The sequence below is a fragment of the Ilumatobacteraceae bacterium genome (assembly GCA_033344875.1).
Taxonomy (GTDB): domain Bacteria; phylum Actinomycetota; class Acidimicrobiia; order Acidimicrobiales; family Ilumatobacteraceae; genus Ilumatobacter.
This window is the reverse complement of the sequence record JAWPMO010000001.1, coordinates 1,241,215-1,260,948: the sequence shown is the minus strand read 5'-3', so window position 1 is coordinate 1,260,948 and position 19,734 is coordinate 1,241,215. Positions and strand designations below refer to the sequence as shown.

Genomic DNA, 19,734 nt, shown 5'->3' with positions numbered 1-19,734 from the left:
TGTGTACTCGCGCGGCGGGACCGCGCGTCGGCGGATATCGAGGTTGCGCGCGAATAGCGCGCGACTCGTCACATGACGGTCACACATGTCACACGTTTGCGATGCGGTTCCGGAATGGTCCCGGTCGCTAGCGTGCCGGCGTGGCGAGCGCACGGGAGGTCCTTCGGCACGCACCCGTGCGTCGATACCTGGGCTCGACGGCGCTCGCGTCGGTCGGTCACAACCTGCTCGTCACGGTCCTCTTCAAGCAGGTCTTCGACATCTCGGGCGATGAACTCGACATCGGGTTCATCGGTCTCGCCCAGTTCGTGCCGGCCCTGCTGCTGGTGCTGGCATCGGGCTGGGTCGCCGACCGGTTCGACCGGCGGCGCGTGTCCGGACTCTTCTTGTTCGGGCGCGGTCTGTGCGCGGTCGCGCTGATCGGGTACAGCCAGGTCGAACCGGGCACGGTGTGGCCACTGTTCGCGATCGCGTTCGTGCTCGGCGCGTCCGACGCGATGCTCTCGCCCGCGCGGCGTTCGATCACGCCGCTGATCGCGAGCCAGGGCGAGTTCCCGCAGGTGATCGCCCTGTGGACCGCGACCTTCACCGCCTCGTCGATCGTCGGACCCGTGCTCGGTGGCTTCCTCTACACGGTCGGGCCGTCGACGGCATACACCGTCGCCGCGGTGCTCGAGGTGGCAGCGATCGTCCCACTGCTGCGGATCGTGTACGTCCGTGAGCAGGACCGCATCACCGACCGACCAACCCTGTCGGCGGCACTCGAGGGTCTGCGCTTCGTCCGTCGGACACCGATCGTGCTCGCCGTGATCTCGCTCGACCTGTTCGCCGTGCTGTTCGGCGGAGCGGTGGCGCTGATCCCGGCGATCGCGGCTGAGCGGCTGAACGTCGGCGACATCGCCTACGGATGGTTGCGCGCGGCGCCGGGCATCGGCGCTGCGGCGATGGCGATCTGGCTCGCGATCCGACCGGTCAGGCGCCGCGTCGGCCCCACGTTGTTGACGGTGGTCGCGGTGTTCGGTGTCGGCACGACCGTCTTCGGACTCACCCGGAACTACACCGTTGCGTTCATCGCGCTCGTGGTGATCTCCGCAGCCGACATGATCTCGATGTACATCCGGGGGTCGATCCTGCCCCTGGTGACCCCGAACGACCAGCTGGGTCGCGTCACGGCGGTCGAGGGCGTCTTCATCGGTGCCTCCAACGAACTCGGCGCCTTCGAGAGCGGCGTCACCGCCCGAGCGTTCGGTCTGCCGTGGGCGATCGCCGGCGGCGGGTTCATCACCGTGCTCGTGGCCGCCAGCTTCGCCGTGCTGTTCCCCTCGCTCCGTCGGGTCGACACGTTCGAGGAGCTCGAACCGGTCAGCCCAGCCAGCGGCTGATCTTGGTCAGGACCCGATACTTCTTCGCGGTGGAGAACGAGCGGTCGGCAGCGATCCGGCCGATGCCCGACGCCAGCGTGGGATAGATGTGGATGATGTCGCTCAGCTCGGTGAGCTTGGCCCCGAACTGGATCGCGAGCGCCAGTTCGTGGATCAGTTCGCCGGCCGACGGCGCGAGGGCGTGGGCGCCGACGATCTTGTCCTTGGCGGTGACGATCACGATCATGCCGTCGGTGGCCCCGTCGGCTCTGGCCCGGTCGTTGTGCGCCAGTTCGTGACGATGCACCGTGACGGCGCCGTCGCCGTGGCGCTCGCGCGCCTCGGCCGCGGTCAGCCCGACGTGGGCCAGTTCGGGCTCGGTGAACGTGCACCAGGGCACGAGCTGTGACGGTGTCCCGGTGCCCGGGAAGAACATGTCGCGCACGGCGAGCACCGCGTCGTGGGCGGCCACGTGGGTGAAGTTGGCTCGCCGTTCGACCGCGTCGCCGACCACGTAGATGCTCGGGACCAGGGTCCGGTTGCGGGCATCGACCTCGACGCCTCCCGGTCCGAACGGAATCGCGAACTTCTCGAGTCCGAGGGACTCGACGTTGGCGTGGCGGCCCGTGGCGACGACGAGCCCGGCCGCGGTGAAGTCGCCGTCGGCGGTCTCGACGATGACGCCCTCGCCGCCGGGTCGAACCGCGGTCGCGGAGGTCGCCAGGTGCAGATCGACACCTTCGTCGCGCAGGATGCGGCCGAGGCGATCGGCCAACTCGGGTTCGTCGCGGGGCACGAGTCGGTGGGCCAGTTCGAGGACCGTCGTCCGTACGCCGAGCCGCACCATCGCCTGCGCCATCTCGGTCGCGATCGGGCCGCCACCGATCATCACGAGTGAACGGGGCGGCTCGTCGATCTCGAACAGCGACTCGCTCGTGTGGTAATCGACCGACTCGAGGCCGGGGATCGACGGGATCGCCGGGCGACTGCCGGTGCACACGAGCGTGTATCGGGTGTTGAGTTCGACGCTGCCCTCATCGGTGTCGACGGTCACCTGGCGGTACCCCGTGACGCGGGCCGAGCCCGTGATGAGGTCGACCCCGAGGGCGGCGAAGCGCTCGGGATTGTCGTCGGTGGTGACGATCCCGGCCTGGACCGTCTTGATCCGCTTCCACACCGCGGCCAGGTCGATCTCGGGTTCGGACGCACCGACACCGAACTCGGCGGCGTGTCGAACGGTGTGTGCGACCCGGGCGCTGGCGATCAGCGTCTTCGACGGGACGCAGCCGGTCCAGAGGCAGTCGCCGCCGATGCGGCCACGCTCGACCGCGGCAACTCGTAGACCCAGCTCACCGGCAGCGAACTCGGCGGCGAGGGTGCCGCCGGAACCGAGGCCGATGATGACGAGGTCGTACTGCTGAGGCATGGACGACGGAACCGTACCAGTGGCTCAGAAACGGCGCGGCATCACAGCAGCGCTGAGGCGACGAGCGGGATCGCCAAGGCCGCGACCGCCAGCAGGATCAGCGCGACGAGCGCGAAGTGGTACGAGTGGTCGCGCGGTGGATCACCGGCGGCGCCGATCGTGTCCCACAGCGCCCCGACCGGCTGCTGCGTGGTCAGCCGGATACGTCGTCGGGCGATCGAGGCGGCGTAGATCGCCACCCACGACAGCGACAGCATGAGCAACGCGACGACGATGCCGAACACGAGGCGTCCGGTCCCGCTCGTGATCGCCCTCGACAGACCGTCGGCGATCGCGGAGAACAGACCCGAGAGGACGGCGCCACCGAGCAGGAACCCCGGGACACCGATCGGGTTCGACTTGAGTCCGTGTTCGACCTGCACCGCGTTGATCCGTGCCCGGCGAAGCGCGACGTGGGCGGGGCTGCCCCAGATGCTGTTCGCCTCTCGCCGTTCGTAGAGCTTGCGGATGTCGGAGGCGAGCTTGTTCTGATGGTCGCGGACGATCCACCGGGTGACGAGTTGTACGACGAATCCGGCGACGGGTCTCAACGGCCCGAGTGGGCGTGGCATCGGTGCGCCACGGACACCGTTGCGGTCGAGCACCTCGAGCGAGCGCATCGCCATCCGGTGAGCCTCGGGGAACCGGTCGGGGTCCCACAGCGGCTTGATCTTGGAGAGCTGGTCGACGATGTCCTGCTCGGCGCGGCCCGGACCGCCGATCTCTTCGAGGAGCCGACCCTTCTCCTCCGGCGAATCGGCGCGGAGGACGCGCAGTGCGTCGATGCGGTCGAGGAGTTGGGGGTCGTCGTCGCCGGCGTGGGGGTCGAAGTCGAGCGCCATCGGCGTCAGCGTAGACACGGTGGCGGCTGCGACCGGGTGACACAGTGCGCGGTGGACCCTTCACGGTGTGCTTGAATCTCCGCCGGGGGACACCTGATGCAGAAGGAGACCATTTCCACATGAAGAACATGATCGATGAGTTCAAGGACTTCATCAACAAGGGTGACGTCGTCACCATCGCCGTCGGCCTGATCCTGGCGCTCTACTTCCAGAAGATCGTCGAGGCGCTCCTCGATGGTGTGATCAACCCGATCATCGCCGCGATCTTCGGCGAATCGAGCTTCACGAGCATCGGGTTCGACATCGGTGACGCGTTCATCAGCATCGGTCTCGTGATCGACGCGATCATCAGCTTCGTCGTCGTTGCCTTCATCTTGTTCCTGATGATCAGGGCCTACAACAACTGGAAGAGCCCGGAAGAGGACAACGACGCCGGCCCGACCGAGATCGATCTGCTGACCGAGATCCGCGACTCGCTCCGCAGCCGCTGATCGAAGAGATTCGGCGGCGACGTGCGTGCGTCGTCGCCGAATCCGCTTCAATGGCCTTGATGTTCAGGGCGGACACACGAGACAGAACGACGCGAGCGATGCTCGCGTCGTTCGTCGTTCCGGCGCTCCTGCTGGTGGCGGGCTGCGCCGACGACGACCCCGCCGCGTTGGTGCCGGTGAACGGCGTCCCCGAGACGGTCGCGCTCGGCGCGTTCCCCGAGCCGCTGACGTCCCCGGTCACGATCCCGCCGCCCCCCTCGACCGTCGCGGCCGCGACCTCGGCGCCCACGACCGAGCCGCCGCGTGATCCGATCACCGGCCCGATCGGCGGCGAGGTGTTCGGCAACCGGCTGCTGGTGATCGGCGACACGGTGATCGCTTCGACCGCCCCACGGTTCGACGGCGAGATGTGTGCGGTGCTCGAGGCGTTCGGATGGCAGGCGGAGATCGCTGCCGAGCCCGGCCGATTCGTCGAGTTCGGTCGTGAGGTCGTCGACGCCCGGATCGTGCCTGACGAACCGGAGTGGGATGCCGCCGCCGTGATGCTGGGCAACCACTTCGACGGTGACGTCGCAGCATTCCGGTCGGAACTCGAGACCTTGATCGCCGAGCTCGATCCGCGGCCGGTCCTGCTCTACACGCTGGTCGAGGACGACACGTTCCAGACCGACCTCAACGAGGTGATCCGTGACCTGCCGCGCTTCCACCCCAACCTGGTGATCCTCGACTGGGCGCAGATCGCCGCCGACGAAGCCGAGGTCATCCTGGCCGACTCGCCATCCGGCCTCTCGGAGGAGGGGCGCCGCCGGCTGGCGCTGTTCACCGCCGCGGCGCTGGGTGAGCCGCCGACGACCGAGGCCGCCGGGTGTGTCCCGCCGGTGTTCGTGGACGACTCGGCGATCGTCCTCTAGCGCCACGTTCGGGCGCGGTCAACCGCGGAGGCCGGGGATGCCCGGCAGGTTCCTGACGACGGCGAACGCCACGAGTGTGAGGACGAACGCCACCGGGATCCACGCCGGTGGCGACATCGCGCGTCCGACCGATCGTCCGGTGGAGGCGACCAGCCAGACCGCCCAGGCCGCCACGATCGCGGCCAGCACGACCACCACGAACAGGTGGAAGCGCAACGCCTGCACGATGTCGCCGCGGAGCAGATGGTGGGTGGCGCGGGTCAGCCCACAACCCGGGCACCACCACCCGGTCAGCGTGCGGAACGGGCACGGCAGGAACACACCGCCCTCGGACGGGTCGTTCGCCGCGACGTACCCCGCCCCGGCGAGGAGGCAGCAGCCGCATGCGAGCGGGGCCGCGAGCGATGCCGATCTGCCCCGTCCGGCGGAAGTCACCGTGGCCGTCATCGATCGCGACCGTAGCCTGGTCCGATGCTCCAAGCGCAGGCACTCTCGGTGGAAGTGGGTGGTCGACTCGTCGTCGACGACGCCAGTTTCACCGTCATGCCCCGCGACAAGGTGGGCATCGTCGGTCGCAACGGCGCCGGGAAGACCTCGCTGTTCAAGGTGCTCGGTGGAGCGAACGAACCGGCCGCCGGCAAGGTCGTCCGCAAGGGCGGTTTCGGCTACCTCCCGCAGGATCCGAAGATCGAAGGCTCGGCCGAATCGCGTACGGCGATCCAGCACGTGCTGTCGGGTCGTGGCATCGACGACGAGCTCGTGCGGATCGAGAAGCTCCGGATCGCGATGGAGGAGTCGCCCGACGAACGCAACGTGACCCGCTACGTCAACGCCGAGGAGCAGTTCCGGGTCAACGGCGGCTACTCGGCCGAGAGCGAGGCGCGAGCACTCGCCGCCGGTCTCGGGATCGGCGAGGATCGGATCGAGTCCGCCATCGGTGTGTTGTCGGGTGGTGAGCGTCGACGCGTCGAGCTGGCGCGCATCCTGTTCGCCGGCAGCGACGTGCTCTGTCTCGACGAGCCGACGAACCACCTCGACGTCGACGCCAAGGAGTGGCTGATGGGATTTCTCCGTCAGTACAAGGGTGCGCTCGTCGTGATCAGCCACGACCTCGAGCTGCTCGACGAGGCGATCACTCGCGTGCTCCACCTCGATCGTCCGACCGAGTCGGCGATCGGTTCGATCGTCGAGTATCGAGGGACCTACTCGCAGTACGTGACCCAACGTGCAGACGACGAGCAGCGGCTCACGAAGCAGGCGGCCCGCCAGGCCAAGGAGATCGATCGGTTGCAGACCGTCGTCGACCGGTTCGGCGCAAAGGCCACGAAGGCGGCGATGGCCCACAGCGTCGAGAAGCGGATCGCCCGACTCGAAGCCGACAAGGTCGATGCGCCGAAGTCGAGCAAGCAGATCACGGTGAAGTTTCCCGACCCGCCTCCGTGTGGTCAGACGGTGATCGAGGCGTCGGGTCTGTGCAAGGGGTACGGCGGCCCATCGGTGTTCGAGGACGTCGGCTTCGATCTCGGCCGGGGTGAGCGCTTGCTCGTGCTCGGCCTCAATGGCGCCGGGAAGACGTCGCTGCTGCGCATTCTCGCCGGTGAGACCAAGGCCGATCTCGGGTTCTTCGACTTCGGCTACCAGGTCGAGGCGGGCTACTACGCGCAGGAGCACGACAACCTCGACGGCAACCGCACGTTGCTCGACAACATTCGCGCCGACGTGCCGCCCAGCGTGAACCTGACCGAGACCGAACTCCGTGGGCTGCTCGGCATGTTCGGTCTGTCGGGCGGCAAGGTGTTCCAGGAGGCCGGCTCGCTGTCCGGCGGGGAGAAGACGAAGCTCGCGCTGGCGATGCTGATGGTCGGCCGGAACAACCTGCTGCTGCTCGACGAGCCGACCAACAACCTCGATCCGCCCTCACGCCAGTCGGTCGCCGACGCCTTGAAGGGCTGGCCGGGCTCGATCATCTTCGTGAGCCACGACACCGACTTCGTGAGGGAGCTGGCCCCCACCAAGGTGCTCCTGTTGCCCGACGGCGACGTCGACTACTTCAGCGACGACTGGCTCGAACTCGTCAGCCTCGCCTGACGAAGTACCGGCTCACGTCGGTCCTCCGTCTCGAAGTGCCGGCGGTGACCGAAGGCAGGAAGGAATGACCAGCGGCTGCGTGCTGCAGGACCCGCACCTGGACGTGGGCACGGTTCCTGATACGTGTCGTCGAGCCGTCCGGTACGGTCATCTTCGTGCATCGCGGAAGGTTCCGATTCATCCTGATCGACACTCTGCCAATCACGCTTGGTGGACTAACGGCGCTGCTGTTCCTTCGGGCGGCGAAGGATTGGGCGCCATCGCCGATTGTCCTGTCGCTGCTACTGGTTGCCGCGGCCCTTCGAGCTTGGTCTGCCAGTCGCGCGTACGACAGGGCCTAGCTGAGCTTCCCGTGGGACGCGAACTCCTCGGCCCGCCGGTCAACCGTTCATCCGTTGAGATTGATCCCGTCGATCGTCCGACGCGAACCTCCACGTGGCGCGGGGCGGTCAGGACCGTTTGTTGAGGTTTCGGCGACGTTGTTGCTCGTCGGGGTGGACCCAGCCGAGGCCGACCCAGTCGTAGTCGACGCGACCCATCAGTGGAGGCTCGTACCGCTGGGCGGGAGCCGGTAGCTCGACCGTCGGTGGACTGGCCCGCCCGGAACCCTCCAACGGGCTGTCCCCGCACGTCGGTGAAGACCATGCCGTCGGTCTCGTCGGCATTGCCGGTGATACCGAGGCGGTGGGCGTGATGCAACCGGTGATGGAAGCCGCAGAGCGAGACCAGGTTCCACGTCGACGTGGGGCCACCCTCGAGCCAGTGGATGATGTGATGCACTTCGAGGAACCGATCGTTGGTGCAACCGGTCACTCGACAACCACGGTCGCGGCGCTCGACGATTCGTCGGGTACGTTCGGGCACGATGCGCCGCGAACGGCCGACCGAGAACGGGAGCCCGTCACGCTCCCACACCGGCTGGACGATGCCGTCACAGCACAGCCGATCACGGACGGCGTCGGGCAGGCGCCAGCCGGCCGTGTCGGACGCGGTGCCGTCGCTCACGTCGATGTGTAGCCACGTCTTCGATCGCTCGCGTCGCGTCGGCGACTCGATGCCGTCGAGGAAGCGCTCGCACACCTCGACGAGGCAGTCGGCGGTGGAGATCGTCGTCTGGCCTCGAGCGAACAGTGTCTCGCGCGCCTCGATCAGTGCGGCGTCGACAAGCGACCCGCGGCCCAGGTCGAGTTCGCCGGAGATCCGCCACCGGTGCTCGTCGGTGACCGACGTGGACATCCGATCTCGTTCGTCCGGTTCGGTCCGGCTCGACGCGTCGTGCCCCGGTGCCTCGGTGAACCATTCGCGCCTGATCGTCTTGCGGAGTCGGGCGACCGTGGCGACGCGGCCCCAGTCGAGGATCAGGTGGTCGGCCCACTCGGGTGCCTTCACGAGCTCGACCACCTGCTCGAGTGACAGCTCGCCCGCCTCGAACGACGAGATCACTTCGGGGAACGAGGCCCGCCGCGCTGCGACCTGCACGATCGCCTTGGCCCGCTCGGGTGAGACCCCGGCTCGATAAGCGAGCCATTGGGTCGGGGAGTGCACGCCCGTACCCACCCACGAATCGTCGTTCAGCACCCGCTCGGTGACCGCGACGAGCCGTGCGTTCGCGAGGTTCAAGATGCCGGCGACTTCGGCGATCTCGGCCTCCTCGGCATCGAGCTGCGCGTCGGTCATCGTCATCCAGTAATCGTACATACGTTCGATCTAGCGGGCAACGCCCCTGGTCAGCGATATTGCCGATCGTCTTTGTGCGGGCATCTGTCCGAGCGATGACCGACCTTGCGGAGGAACCCGCACCGTCGGCATCGGCCACCGCCGAGGGAGCGATCGATGTGTCCGGTAGGACTGGGTCATGGCCGATGACGACCGACTCGCTCGCCTCACGCGGCTCCGGCGCGAGCCGCCACCGCTCCGACCGGTCGTCGTGGTCGAGCGGGTCGAACTGTCACCTCGCCTGCTTCGCCTCACACTGGCCGGGGACGGGGTGCGTGAACTGAAGGTCGACGAGCCGGCCGCGAGCGTCCGACTGCTCGTGCCGACCCCTGGGATCGACGAGCTCGTCATCCCGGAGTGGGACGGCAACGAGTTCCTGCTTCGCGACGGAACCCGTCCGGTGCTGCGTACGTTCACGCCACTGCGAGTCGACAACGTCGACGGCACGCTCGACCTCGAGATCGTCCGCCACCCGGGTGGAGCGGTCTCCGAGTGGGCCGAGCACGTGGAGCCCGGCGCGCTCGCCGCGATCTCGGGCCCGGGAACCGGCTATTCGTACCCCGACCGAGCGCGGCACCTGATCGTGCTGGCCGACGAGACGGCGCTGCCCGCTGCGGTGCAACTCGCCTCGATGGCACCCGCATCGCTGACCTCGACGATCCACGTGGAGATCGTCCGCGGCGACGCCGTGATCGATGTCGATCTCCGAGACGGTGACTCGATCGAGTGGCACGTCACCGAGCCCGACGTCACACCGGGGGCTCGACTCGTCGACGTCGTGCGTTCACTCGAGGAGGTGCCGGACGGTACCCACGTGTGGGCCGCCGGCGAGGCGTCGGCGATGCACGCGATCCGCACCCACCTCTTCGACACGCTCGGTGTCGAACGCAAGCGGGCGACCGTGCGCGGCTACTGGAAACCGGCCCGCCGCTGAACCACACGGATCCCGGGGCGTGGAGAACTTCGCCTGGAGCCGCAGCGATCGCCCCGGCGGAGATCGTCGGACGCGACCTTCAGCCGAGGGCAACGGAGACGGCGCGATCGGCCGCTTCGGCCCGGACCTGCTGGAAGAAGTCGTTGCCCTTGTCGTCGACGACGATGAAGGCGGGGAAGTTCTCGACCTCGATCTTCCAGATCGCCTCCATGCCGAGCTCGGGATACTCGAGCACGTCGACCGCCGTGATGTTGTCGAGCGCCAGGCGTGCCGCTGGCCCGCCGATCGAACCGAGATAGAAGCCGCCGTGCTCGTTGCACGAGTCGGTGACCTGCTGCGAGCGGTTGCCCTTGGCGAGCATGATCATCGACCCGCCGGCGGCCTGGAACTGCTCGACGTACGAGTCCATCCGACCGGCTGTCGTCGGCCCGAACGAGCCGGAGGCGTACCCCTCCGGGGTCTTGGCCGGGCCGGCGTAGTAGATGCAGTGGTCCTTGAGGTACTGGGGCATCTCCTCGCCGGCGTCGAGGCGCTCCTTGATCTTGGCGTGTGCGATGTCGCGACCGACCACGATCGGCCCGGTCAGCATCACCCGGGTGCGCACCGGATAGCGGGACAGCTCGGCTCGGATGTCGTCCATCGGCCGGTTGAGATCGATGTGCACGACCTCGGTGTCGTCGAGATCGGCCTCGGTGGTCTCGGGCAGGAACCGTGCGGGGTCGTGCTCGAGCTGTTCGATGAACACGCCGTCACGGGTGATCTTGCCGAGCGCCTGACGGTCGGCCGAGCACGACACGGCCATGCCGACGGGGCAGCTCGCACCGTGGCGCGGCAGTCGGATCACCCTGACGTCGTGGCAGAAGTACTTGCCGCCGAACTGGGCACCGATCCCGGTCGTCTGGGCGAGTTCGAGCAGCTTGCGCTCCAGCTCCACGTCACGGAACCCGTGGCCGAGTTCGGAACCCTCGGTCGGCAGGCTGTCGAGGTACTTGGTCGACGCCAACTTCGCCGTCTCGACCGCGAACTCGGCCGACGTGCCGCCGATCACCACGGCCAGGTGGTACGGCGGGCATGCGGACGTGCCGAGCGACTGCATCTTCTCGAACACCCACGGCAGGAGCGTCGCATCGTTGAGGAGCGCCTTGGTCTCCTGGAACAGATAGCTCTTGTTGGCGCTGCCGCCGCCTTTGGCCATGAACAGGAACTTGTACGCGTCGCCGTCGACCGACGAGATCTTGATCTCGGCCGGCAGGTTGGTCCCGGTGTTCTTCTCGTCGTACATCGTGAGCGGTGCCATCTGGCTGTAGCGGAGGTTGCTGGTGAGGTAGGTGTCCTCCACACCGCGTGCGATCTGGCGTTCGTCGCCGCCGCCGGTGAACACGAACTGACCCTTCTTGGCCTTGACGATCGCCGTGCCCGTGTCCTGACACATCGGCAGCACGCCACCGGCGGAGATCGCTGCGTTCTTCAGCAGGTCGGTCGCCACGAACCGGTCGTTCGGACTCGCTTCGGGATCGTCGAGGATGTTGCGGAGCTGCTGCAGGTGCGCCGGCCGCAGGAAGTGGGCGATCTCGCGCATCGCCTCGGCGGTGAGCCGTCGGATCGCCTCGGGCTCGACCTTGAGGAACGGGCCCTCGGGTGTGTCGAACGTGGAGACCCCTTCGGTGGTCACCAGCCGGTAGGGAGTGTCGTCGGCACCGAGCGGCAGCAGCTCGGTGAATGCGAAGTCGTCAGCATCATCAGCCATGTCATCACCCTACGAGCAGGCAGACGGTCGCACCCAGGCGATCCTCCAGGCACAACTCGCGATGTCACAGGAGTTCGTTGGCGAGCAGGGCGACGGCCGACGACGCACACGCGAGCAGCACGAACGACCGCACGCGTTCCGGCGGAAGTCGGGCGATGCCGACCCGGCCGAGCCACAGACCGACGAACACACCTGGCAGGAGCAGGAGGGCCAGCTGCAGCTCCCGAACGCCGAGCACTCCGGCGATCACGAGACTCGGGATGGTGAACGTCGCGCCGATGGTGTTGAACGTGGCGAGGCTGGCGCGCAGCGTACGCGGGTCGGCGTTCTGGTAGGTGAGCGCCATCGGCGGCCCGCCGATCGCGGCGACGGTGCCGGAGAATCCCGAGGCGGTCCCGGCGATCAGCAGGTTGCGCTGCGTCGGCGCGAATCGGAGGCCGGACGCCGAACCGATCACCGCGAGCAGCACGCTCACCGCCACCACGATGGCGATGAGTCCGTGCCCCGCCTGCGACAGCACGACCGCGCCGACGATCACACCGATGAACCGACCGACCACGGCGCGCAGGATCGACCGGTCGACGTGGTCGCGTTCGCGGAGCGTCATCCCGACCGACAGGGGCAGGACACAGACCGAGATCGCTCCGGGGATGAAGCCCGGATCGATCAGCGTGAGGATCGGTGCTGCGAGCAGCCCGAGTCCGATGCCGATCGATGCCTGGGTGCCCGAGCCGATGATCACGACGGCGACGGCGATCGCGATCATCCAGGGTGACAGTCCGACGAACTCGGCTGCGAGCACGTCAGCGGCCCTTGAGCCGTTTGGGCGTCGCGGTCGCCGGGTCGTCGGGCCACTGGTGCTTCGGATACCGGCCGGCGAGGTCCTTGCGGACGTCGGCCCATGTGCCGGCCCAGAACCCGGGCAGGTCGCTGGTGATCTGGACCGGGCGGTCGGCGGGGGACAGCAGTTGCAGCACGATCGGCCGGCCCCCGGCGGTCGGATGCACCGTCGTGCCGAACATGTCCTGGACCCGGACGGCGACCGTCGGTTCGTCGCCGGAGTAGTCGATCGGAACCGAACGGCCCGTCGGGAGCTCGAGCGAGGGGGGCGCGAGGCGTTCGAGATCGGCACCCTCCGGCCATGGCAGCTGCGACCGCAGCACCATCGCGAGGTCGACTTGCTCGAGATCATTGCGCCCGACCGCGCCCGGCAGGTACGGGGCGAGCCATTCGTCGAGCGTCGCCGAGAGGTGGTCGACGCTCCAGTCGGGCCACGGATCGCCGACGTTGCGATGGAGGAACTCGACGCGTCGACGAAGGTCGACCGATGCCTTCGACCAGCCGAGCACCGCGAGGCCGGTCTGGCGGACCCGCTGCATCAGCACGGCGGTGACCGCGTCGCTCGCCGCCGGTCGACGCGTGGTCGCTCCGAGTTGCATCGAGCCGAGACGGCGCTCGACCCGCTCGACGACGTCGTTGCGACCGTCGTCCCACACGATGGTCGCCCGCTCGTCGATCTCGTCGGCGAACGTCATGGCGACGTCGTCGGCGTCGAGCGCGGCGGCGAGTCGGATGCGCGAGCGGTCGCGCCTGCCGTCGAGGTCGGCCGCGACGATGAAGGCCTCGTGGGCCAGCGGGTCGGTCTCGGGCAGCCAGGCACCGGAGCCGGTGCGCAGCTGGAACTGGCCGGGTCGGCGTCGCGCCGCGAGTCGGTCGGGGAACGCGTGCAGGAGCACCGCTCCGGCCCGGTCGACATCGATCAGGTCCGTGTCGAAGCGGATCCGGAGGCGGCGGGCCAGATCGGCCGCACGGTCGCGGAGGCGCCGCGCCGCGCCGCGATCGGCCTGGTCGTGGCCGGCACGCCCTGCGAGCACGAGCAATCTCAGCGACAGGTCGGCGGGGAGGTCGTCGGGTCGGCCGCGCAGGACGTCGCGCTCGTCGATCAGCACCGCCAGGGCACAGCCGAGCGGCGACGGCTCGGCGACCAGCATCCGAGCGAGACGCGGGTGGACCGGGAGGCCCAGCATCTTGCGCCCGACGTCGGTCGGCCGCCCTGCGTCGTCGATCGCGCCGAGCCCGACGAGGAGCTCGGTGGCCGCCCGCATCGCCTTGCGGGGCGGCGGGGTGATGAACGCGAGGTCGTCGCTCGGCGTGCCCCACGCCGCGAGTTCGAGGGCCAATCCCGAGAGGTCGACCTCGTCGATCTCGGGGGAGCGGTGGGCGGCCCGAGAACCGTGCTCGATCTTGCTCCAGAGTCGGTAGCAGGCGCCGGGCTCGACCCGCCCGGCTCGGCCGGCGCGCTGATCCGCCGATGCCCGGCTCGTCGTGACCGTCGTCAGACGCGACATGCCCGTCCTGACGTCGAAGCGAGGTGCCCTGGCGAGTCCCGAGTCGACGACGACTCGGACACCATCCACCGTCAGCGACGTCTCGGCGATGTCGGTCGACAGGACGACGCGGCGTCGTCCCGGCGGCGACGGGGCCAGTGCTCGGTCCTGATCGCCGAGCGACAGCGCCCCGGCCAGTGGGTACACGTCGACGTCCGGTCCGACCGAACGATCGAGCGCTGTCTTGGTGCGGTTGATCTCGCCGATGCCGGGCAGGAACACCAGTACGTCGCCGTCCTGCTCGCGCAGCGCCTGGAGGACCGCAGCGGCGGTCGCGTCATCGATCCCGTCGCGCTTGCCCCGGGGCAGCCACACGAGGTCGACCGTGTGCATGCGCCCGTCGCTCTCGATCACCGGTGCCTCGCCGAGCACCTCGACGAGGCCGGTGGTGTCGGGTGTCGCCGACATCGCGAGCAGTCGGAGATCCGGCCGGAGCGTCGCCGCGACATCGGTGACGAGTGCCAGTCCGAGGTCGGTGGACAGGTTGCGCTCGTGCACCTCGTCGAACACGACGAGGCCGACACCGGGCAGCTCCGGATCGTTCTGGAGGCGGCGCGTCAGGATCCCCTCGGTCACGACCTCGATCCTCGTGTCGGCGCCCACATGGCGCTCGTCGCGCGTCTGGTAGCCGACCGTGCCGCCCACCGACTCGCCGAGCAGGTCGGCCATCCGGCGCGCGGCGGCGCGAGTGGCGAGTCGGCGAGGTTCGAGCATCAGGATCCGCTGTCCTGCGAGCCAGGGCTCGTCGAGCAGCGCGAGCGGGACGAGGGTCGTCTTGCCGGCGCCCGGCGGGGCGACCAGCACGCCGCGTCGCCGATCGGCCAACGCGGCACGGAGTGCCGGGAAGGTCTCGACGACCGGAAGGTCGGGGAGCGGGCGCCCGGAGCGGCCCGGCACGGTCACCCGGCGGCGGGAGTGCCGGCGAACGCCACCGGGTCACCCGGTGCCGGGATCGTCGGGACGTTCCACTTCGTCGTGGTCGCGATCGCCTCGGCCACCGCATGCCACTCGGGTGCGTTCCAGCCCTGTGCCGAGGCAACGATTTCGCGGTCGACACGGGTGAACACGAACGCCGGCAACTGCTCGAGGCCCATCGCCGACACGACGGTGCGCTCGGGGTCGCAGAACACGAGGAAGCGTTCGGTCAACGGCCCGAGGAACGCCTGTGCGTCGTCGTTGTTGGCGGTGACGATGAAGTTCACCCGGGCATGCGAGCCACGGAACTCTTCGAGGATCCGGACCGCCGACTTGAGCACCCATGCGCTCTCGTTCGTGTACGGGTCGAGGACCACGCTCGCCAGATGGAACGTGGTCAACCACTCGCTGAGGGCCCGCGCCTCTCCGTCGAGCGGTGCGAGCTGGAGATCGTCAGGCAGTTTCGTCGCCACGGCGTGCGATCGTAGCGACCCGGAGGCCGGGTACCCCAACCATTGGTCGGTGACGTACCGTACGAAGGTGCATCCGATCGAGCATCTTCGCTATGTGGCCAGGGTCCGAGGCGCCGATTCGTCGTCGCTGGTCCGTGAAGCGGCGAGCGCGCTCGGTTCGCTCCGCGCCGATCATGCCAACCTCGTGATCGCGTGTCGGCGGATCGTCGAGCGCCATCCCGAGGTCGGACCACTGTGGTGGATGTGTGCTCGTCTCCTGACCGCAGACGACCCGACCGAGCTGGCGTGGGCGATCGTCGACGAGGTCGACGACGACGCCGCGTCGCACCGCGTCGCCGCCGAACTCGACGACGACGCGACCGTGCTCACGATCGGATGGCCCGAGGTCGCGGGTGCGGCACTGATGCGGCGCGGCAACGTCACCGTGCTGTGCGCCGACAGCCGTCACGAGGCGTCGGGGTTCATGCAACGGCTCGAGCACTTCGACGTGCCGTGCGAACCGATCCCGACCGAGTCGCTGGCGCGTGCGGCGCACCAGGCCGACGTCGTGATGGTCGAGACCGTCGCCGCCGGCTCCGAGCGGGTGATCGCACCGGTCGGCTCGCACGTGATCGCCGCGGTCGCCCGCTCGGTCGGCACGCCGGTCTGGCTCGTCGCCGGTGCCGGCACGCGACTCCCGGCCGAGTACGTCGATGCGATCGGGCGGCTGGTGATCGATGCGGCGTCGTCGTGGAATCTCGACGTCGACGACATTCCACTCGAACTGATCACCCACGTCGCGAGCGCCGACGGCGTCTCCGACGAGGTGGCGTCGGCGCTGCGGCCCGACTGCCCGTTCGCGCCAGAACTCCTCCGCTTCAGCCCGTTCTGATCGGTGCCGACCGGGGGCATCAGCCGTTGCGGCCGCCGTTCTGGTGTGCCGGCGGAAATCCGGTGATCTCCTCGATCACGGCCTCGGCGTCGGCCAGCAACGGCTCCATCACGAAGATCCGAGCCATCGGTTCGCGAGCGGTCATGATCATGTGGGACGTGTGGTCCTCGCTGAGCACGGCAGGGATGTCGCGCTCCAGCAGTTCGGGCAGCACGAGGTGCGCCTGCCACATGGGGAGCCAGGCGGCCTCGACGGTTCGTTCGGGGTCGATCGGCCGCGGCGGATGCTTGCCGAAGATCCAGTTGAAGAGGCCCACGTCGTCGAATCTATTCGCCAGAACCGCGTCCCGGGTGCTGGACTCGTCGTCATGACACGATTCGACGCAGTGCTGTTCGATGCCGGCGGGGTGCTGGTCCTGCCCGATCCGACGGTGCTCGGACCGCTGCTGTCGCCGTACGGCGGCTCGGTCGACCTGGAGCTGCACCGGAGGGCCCACTACGCCGGCATGCGCGAGAAGGCCAACCAGGACAGCCTCGAGGGCGACTGGAACGCCTACAACGTCGCCTACGTCGAGGCGGTCGGCGTCGACGCCGATCTCGTCGATCACGCCGCTGTGGTGCTCGATCACACTCGCACGCACTATCTGTGGCGGTGGCCGATCCCCGAGACGCTGAGCGCGCTCACCGCGCTCGCGGGGGCCGACGTGCCGATGGGCGTGGTGTCCAATGCCAGCGGGCAGATCGAGGATGCGCTGCTCCGGGGCGGCATCTGCCAGACCGGACCCGGTCTCGGTGCCACGATGCGGGTCGTCGTCGACAGCCACGTGGTGGGCGTGGCAAAACCCGATCCTCGGATCTTCGAGTACGCCCTGCATGCGTTCAGCGAGTTCGACCGGTCGCGCATCGCCTACGTCGGCGATTCGGTGACGATGGACGTCCGCTCGTCGGAAGCGGCCGGCCTTCACCCGGTCCTGATCGATCCCTTCGACGACCACGCCGGGGCAGCGTTCGAACGAGTCGCGAGTGTCGAGGCCATCGTCGACTGGTTTTGAGGGCCGACGGCGGGGCCACCCGCACGAAACTTGACAAAAACTTGCACTCACCTTTGCTGTTATCGACGCCGATGTCAGCCATATGTCCCAGGCCGAACACGCCGACACCCCCCACATCGCCGCCCCCACCATCCGGCCGGACTCGTGAGCACCATGAGCGGAACGGCCGCGCGGTCCGGCACGTCGCCGGAACCGTCCGACCGGCCGCACTTCCTCACCTGGAAACGCGCGCTGTGGTTCGGCGTACCGTTGGCGTTCCTGCACGGCACCGGCCTGAGCGGCGACGTCGGCATGCTGACCATCTCCGTCCTCGCTCCGGTCGCCGCGATCATCGGCGTCCGGCGCCATCGGCCCGCGTCGGCTTGGCCCTGGGTGCTCCTGGTCCTGGCCGGCGTGGTCTGGAGCATCGCCGGCGGTGTGCGCACCGCGGCCGGCTCCACCGGTGACCTGACCGCCGACCGGAATCTGCTGCCGGACCTGTTCGCCCTTGCCGGCTACACCCTGTTCGCCGTTGCGCTGTCGAAGATGCTCAAGGCCCAGGGGAGCGCCAACCGGTCGCGCTCGCTCGTCCTCGACGGCGCGATCCTGGCGATCTCGTCGATGCTCGTGTGTTGGGTCGCGCTGATCGCCCCGGTCCTGTACCGACTCGATGCGGCATGGATCGCGAAGCTGTCGATCGTCGTGTACCCGCCGATCTCGGCATTCCTCGTGTTCGCCGCCGCCCGTTTGGCGTACGGCAACTCGGTGCGCGGCACGGCCCAGCGCCTCATGCTCGTCGGGATGCTGGTGTTGCTCGTCGGGGACGCCGCGTACGTGCCGCTCGAAGCCGGACTCTTCGATGACATTCCCGGCCGAGTGCTCGAACTGCCGTACGCCCTCGCGTACGTGTTGATCAGCGCGGCTGCGCTGCATCCGAGCATGCTCGACACGGTGCGGCGCAAGACGTCGGGACCGGCGACCGACGACGGCCGGTTCATCCTGATCGCCGTGTCGCTCCTGACGCCGGCGCTGTTGATGTTCTTCTGGTCACCGCACATGCTGATCGAGCGGTTCGTCGTGGGCAGCCTGGCGGTCGTCCTGGCGACGGCGGCGATCGTGCGCGTCGTCCTGGCAGCCCGGGCCCAGGCGACGGTCGAAGAGCGATTGGAGAGGCAGGCGACGACCGACGAGTTGACCGGGTTGATCAATCGCCCGGCCGTTCTCGAGTTGGTGAACCGCCAACTCGACCAGGCCAGGGCGGACCGAACGCCGGTCGCGCTGCTGTTCATCGACCTCGACCGCTTCAAGTTGGTCAACGACTCCTACGGGCACGCGGTCGGCGACGACCTGCTGCTCGCTGCGGCCGACCGACTGCGGACCAGCGTCGGAATGCACGACACCGTGGCGCGGCTGTCCGGCGACGAGTTCCTGGTGGTGCTGCCGGCGACGGATGTCGTGCGCGCCCGCGAGGTGGCGGCCCGGATCTGCGACGTGTTCGCCACACCGTTCGAACTGATCGGTACCGCGTGGGTGACGGTGAGCGTCGGCGTGGTGGTCTCCAACGGGGCGGCCGACGCGGACGCCACGGCGCTGATCCGCGACGCCGACACGGCCATGTACGAGGCCAAGGCAGCCGGACGCGGCGGCTTCGTGATGTTCAACCCGGCGATGCGGGCTGCGTCGGAGCGCCAGTTGGAGATCTACAACGGCCTGCACCTCGCGATCGAACGCGACGAGTTCGAGGTCTATTACCAGGTCATCGTCGACGCGTCCACGGGCATCGTCGACGGTGTCGAGGCACTGCTCCGGTGGAACTCGCCGACCGGGATGGTGCCGCCGGACCAGTTCGTCTCACTGGCCGAGGACTCCGGGCTGATCTCGACGATCGGCGAGATCGTGCTGACCCGCGCGTGCGATCAGGTCGCTCGGTGGCGCAAGTTGCCGGGGTGCGGGCATCTCACCCTCTCGGTCAACGTGAGCGCTCGCCAGATCCTCGACGGCGACATCGTGGCGCTCGTCGACGACGTGTTGACGACGTCGGGGCTCGCTCCCGGAGCGCTGTGGCTCGAGATCACGGAGTCGGTCATGATGGCCGACACGTTGGAGACGGCGGCGGCGCTGGCCGGGCTGAGGGCGCTCGGCGTCCACCTCTCGGTCGACGACTTCGGGACGGGCAACTCCTCGTTGTCGTATCTGCAGCGGTTCCCGATCGAGCAGGTCAAGATCGACCGTCAGTTCGTCTCGGGCATGGTCGACCGAACCGAGGACGCCGCGGTCGTGATCGCGGTCATCGGGATCGCCCACGCGCTCAGCCTGTCGATCGTGGCCGAGGGCGTGGAGACGGAAGAACAGCAACTCCGGCTCGCCGAACTCGGCTGCGGTCTCCTGCAGGGCTTCCTGTTCGCGCGACCTGTGCCCGCGATCGATCTGGGCCCGATCCTGATCGAACGCAATCAGGCCCAGTTGCCGCCCTCGTCGGGTCGGCGGCGCCGCTGACGGTGAC

General features: G+C 68.6%; 17 protein-coding genes. 8 read left to right on the top strand and 9 right to left on the bottom strand.

Going from position 1 to position 19,734, the window contains the following annotated elements:
• Positions 1-140: 140 nt before the first annotated feature.
• The gene (locus R8G01_06010; GenBank protein MDW3213529.1) at positions 141-1,382 is read left to right on the top strand and encodes an MFS transporter; all 1,242 of its coding nucleotides are present in this window, start codon (positions 141-143) and stop codon (positions 1,380-1,382) included.
• On the opposite strand, the gene R8G01_06005 is transcribed toward R8G01_06010, so the two are convergent.
• Together R8G01_06005 and R8G01_06000 are read right to left on the bottom strand one after the other, a co-directional pair.
• Entirely contained in the window at positions 1,363-2,787 is a 1,425-nt protein-coding gene (locus R8G01_06005) for an FAD-dependent oxidoreductase (protein ID MDW3213528.1), read from the bottom strand. The two genes, R8G01_06010 and R8G01_06005, sit on opposite strands and share 20 nt — an antisense overlap.
• A gap of 41 nt (positions 2,788-2,828) precedes the next feature.
• Positions 2,829-3,668: a hypothetical protein gene (locus R8G01_06000; protein MDW3213527.1), complete on the bottom strand. Its 840-nt coding sequence runs from the start codon at positions 3,666-3,668 to the stop codon at positions 2,829-2,831.
• 119 nt (positions 3,669-3,787) lie between these two features.
• On the opposite strand from R8G01_06000, the gene mscL reads away from it, so the two are divergent.
• Complete coding sequence (gene mscL, locus R8G01_05995) at positions 3,788-4,159, top strand: large conductance mechanosensitive channel protein MscL (protein MDW3213526.1); 372 nt, start codon at positions 3,788-3,790, stop codon at positions 4,157-4,159.
• A gap of 98 nt (positions 4,160-4,257) precedes the next feature.
• Positions 4,258-5,070 carry a hypothetical protein gene (locus R8G01_05990; GenBank protein ID MDW3213525.1) on the top strand — a complete coding sequence of 271 codons (813 nt, stop codon included), beginning with the start codon at positions 4,258-4,260 and terminating at the stop codon, positions 5,068-5,070.
• Positions 5,071-5,088: 18 nt separating this feature from the next.
• On the opposite strand, the gene R8G01_05985 is transcribed toward R8G01_05990, so the two are convergent.
• Positions 5,089-5,517: a DUF2752 domain-containing protein gene (locus tag R8G01_05985; protein ID MDW3213524.1), complete on the bottom strand. Its 429-nt coding sequence runs from the start codon at positions 5,515-5,517 to the stop codon at positions 5,089-5,091.
• 24 nt (positions 5,518-5,541) lie between these two features.
• On the opposite strand from R8G01_05985, the gene R8G01_05980 reads away from it, so the two are divergent.
• Positions 5,542-7,158 (top strand): ABC-F family ATP-binding cassette domain-containing protein, encoded by a 1,617-nt coding sequence (locus R8G01_05980; protein MDW3213523.1) that lies wholly within the window; start codon positions 5,542-5,544, stop codon positions 7,156-7,158.
• Positions 7,159-7,359: 201 nt separating this feature from the next.
• On the opposite strand, the gene R8G01_05975 is transcribed toward R8G01_05980, so the two are convergent.
• On the bottom strand, positions 7,360-8,841 hold the full coding sequence (locus R8G01_05975) for a DUF222 domain-containing protein (protein ID MDW3213522.1): 1,482 nt from the start codon (positions 8,839-8,841) through the stop codon (positions 7,360-7,362).
• A gap of 172 nt (positions 8,842-9,013) precedes the next feature.
• Here R8G01_05975 and R8G01_05970 point away from each other — a divergent pair, with 172 nt between their 5' ends.
• Complete coding sequence (locus R8G01_05970; protein MDW3213521.1) at positions 9,014-9,808, top strand: siderophore-interacting protein; 795 nt, start codon at positions 9,014-9,016, stop codon at positions 9,806-9,808.
• A 79-nt stretch (positions 9,809-9,887) separates the two neighbouring features.
• Here the strand turns inward: R8G01_05970 and R8G01_05965 are convergent, their stop codons facing one another.
• The 4 genes from R8G01_05965 to R8G01_05950 form a co-directional block, all read right to left on the bottom strand.
• Positions 9,888-11,555, bottom strand: coding sequence for a fumarate hydratase (locus R8G01_05965; GenBank protein ID MDW3213520.1), 1,668 nt, complete (start codon positions 11,553-11,555; stop codon positions 9,888-9,890).
• A 64-nt stretch (positions 11,556-11,619) separates the two neighbouring features.
• A complete protein-coding gene (locus tag R8G01_05960) occupies positions 11,620-12,357 on the bottom strand; it encodes a sulfite exporter TauE/SafE family protein (protein ID MDW3213519.1) in 738 nt (245 codons plus the stop codon).
• Position 12,358: 1 nt separating this feature from the next.
• Complete coding sequence (hrpB, locus tag R8G01_05955; GenBank protein MDW3213518.1) at positions 12,359-14,845, bottom strand: ATP-dependent helicase HrpB; 2,487 nt, start codon at positions 14,843-14,845, stop codon at positions 12,359-12,361.
• Positions 14,842-15,330, bottom strand: coding sequence for a hypothetical protein (locus R8G01_05950; GenBank protein ID MDW3213517.1), 489 nt, complete (start codon positions 15,328-15,330; stop codon positions 14,842-14,844). The genes hrpB and R8G01_05950 overlap by 4 nt, the downstream gene beginning before the upstream one ends.
• Positions 15,331-15,379: 49 nt before the next feature.
• Here R8G01_05950 and R8G01_05945 point away from each other — a divergent pair, with 49 nt between their 5' ends.
• Positions 15,380-16,201 carry a hypothetical protein gene (locus R8G01_05945; GenBank protein ID MDW3213516.1) on the top strand — a complete coding sequence of 274 codons (822 nt, stop codon included), beginning with the start codon at positions 15,380-15,382 and terminating at the stop codon, positions 16,199-16,201.
• A gap of 19 nt (positions 16,202-16,220) precedes the next feature.
• On the opposite strand, the gene R8G01_05940 is transcribed toward R8G01_05945, so the two are convergent.
• Complete coding sequence (locus R8G01_05940) at positions 16,221-16,517, bottom strand: hypothetical protein (GenBank protein MDW3213515.1); 297 nt, start codon at positions 16,515-16,517, stop codon at positions 16,221-16,223.
• Positions 16,518-16,568: 51 nt separating this feature from the next.
• On the opposite strand from R8G01_05940, the gene R8G01_05935 reads away from it, so the two are divergent.
• Entirely contained in the window at positions 16,569-17,252 is a 684-nt protein-coding gene (locus tag R8G01_05935; GenBank protein ID MDW3213514.1) for an HAD family hydrolase, read from the top strand.
• Between the two features lie 153 nt (positions 17,253-17,405).
• Complete coding sequence (locus R8G01_05930) at positions 17,406-19,727, top strand: EAL domain-containing protein (protein MDW3213513.1); 2,322 nt, start codon at positions 17,406-17,408, stop codon at positions 19,725-19,727.
• Positions 19,728-19,734 lie beyond the last annotated feature (7 nt).